This is a genomic window from Streptomyces sp. NPDC005752 (genome assembly GCF_040630715.1).
GTDB lineage: Bacteria > Actinomycetota > Actinomycetes > Streptomycetales > Streptomycetaceae > Streptomyces.
Genome location: NZ_JBEXYB010000098.1, coordinates 1 through 1,391, shown reverse-complemented (window position 1 = coordinate 1,391; position 1,391 = coordinate 1). Strand labels below are relative to the sequence as shown.

1 protein-coding gene is annotated in these 1,391 nt (G+C 66.1%); it reads left to right on the top strand.

All coding sequences use genetic code 11. The annotated features are described in order from the left end of the window. Positions 1–1,391, top strand: a 1,391-nt coding sequence (locus ABZ441_RS33530) for a type I polyketide synthase (protein WP_358981193.1), incomplete at both ends; no start/stop codon positions are given.

Genomic DNA, 1,391 nt, shown 5'->3' with positions numbered 1-1,391 from the left:
CGCCGCGCCGGCATCAGCGCCTTCGGCTTCGGCGGCACCAACGCACACCTCATCCTCGAGGAAGCCCCCCAACCCCAACCAACCACCACCAGCCCCCACCCCACCGAAACACTCATCCTCTCCGCCCGCACACCCCAAGCCCTCGAACAAGCCACCGACCAACTCGCCACCCACCTACGCCACGAACAACCCAACCTCGCCGACGCCGCCCACACCCTCGCCACCGGCCGCCGCACCTTCCCCCACCGCCGCACCGTCACCGGCAACACCCCCACCGCCATCGCCACCGCACTCGAAACCCGCGACCCCGCCCACGTCCTCACCGCCCACACCACAACCCACACACCACCACTCGTATACATCTTCAGCGGCCAAGGCACCCAACACACCGGCATGGCCCACGACCTCTACCAACAAGAACCCACCTTCCGCACCACCGTCGACCAATGCGCCGAACTCCTCACACCACACCTCGGCCACGACATCCGCGACATCATCTTCACCCCCGACACCCGACTCGACCAGACCCAATGGGCCCAACCCGCCCTCTTCACCATCGAATACGCCCTCACCCAACTCTGGCACTCCTGGGGCATCACACCCACCGCCATGATCGGCCACAGCCTCGGCGAATGGGTCGCCGCCTGCCTCGCCGGCGTCTTCACCCTCCCCGACGCACTCCACCTCGTCGCCCTACGCGGCCGCCTCATGCAAAACCAACCCCCCGGCGCCATGCTCAACATCATGGCCGACCGCACCACCGTCGAAGCCGCCCTCACCCACGACCTCTCCCTCGCCACCCACAACGGCCCCCGCGACTGCGTCATCTCCGGCACCCACGAAGCCATCAACACCTTCACCCACACCGCCGAAGAACACGGCTGGCCCACCCAACCCGTCACCACCTCCCACGCCTTCCACTCCAACCTCATGAAACCCATGGTCGACGAATTCACCACCGCCGTCGCCACCACCCAACGCAACACCCCCCACACACCCTTCATCTCCAACACCACCGGCACCTGGATCACCGACGACCAAGCCACCGACCCCCACTACTGGGGCAACCACATCCTCACCACCGTCGAATACGTCACCGGCATCCAAACCGCCACCACCCAACCAAACACCACCCTCCTCGAAATCGGCCCCGGCCAAACCTTCAGCAGCCTCGCCCGCCGCATCCTCACCCACACCAACACCCACACCACCACCCTCTCCTCACTCCCCCACAAACGCGACCGCCGCACCGCCCCCGAAACCATCCAACGCACCCTCGCCACCCTCTGGCTCACCGGCACCACACCCCACTGGACCAACTACTACAACCAACAACAACGCCGCCGCATCCCCCTCCCCACCTACCCCTTCCAACACAAACGCTACTGGCT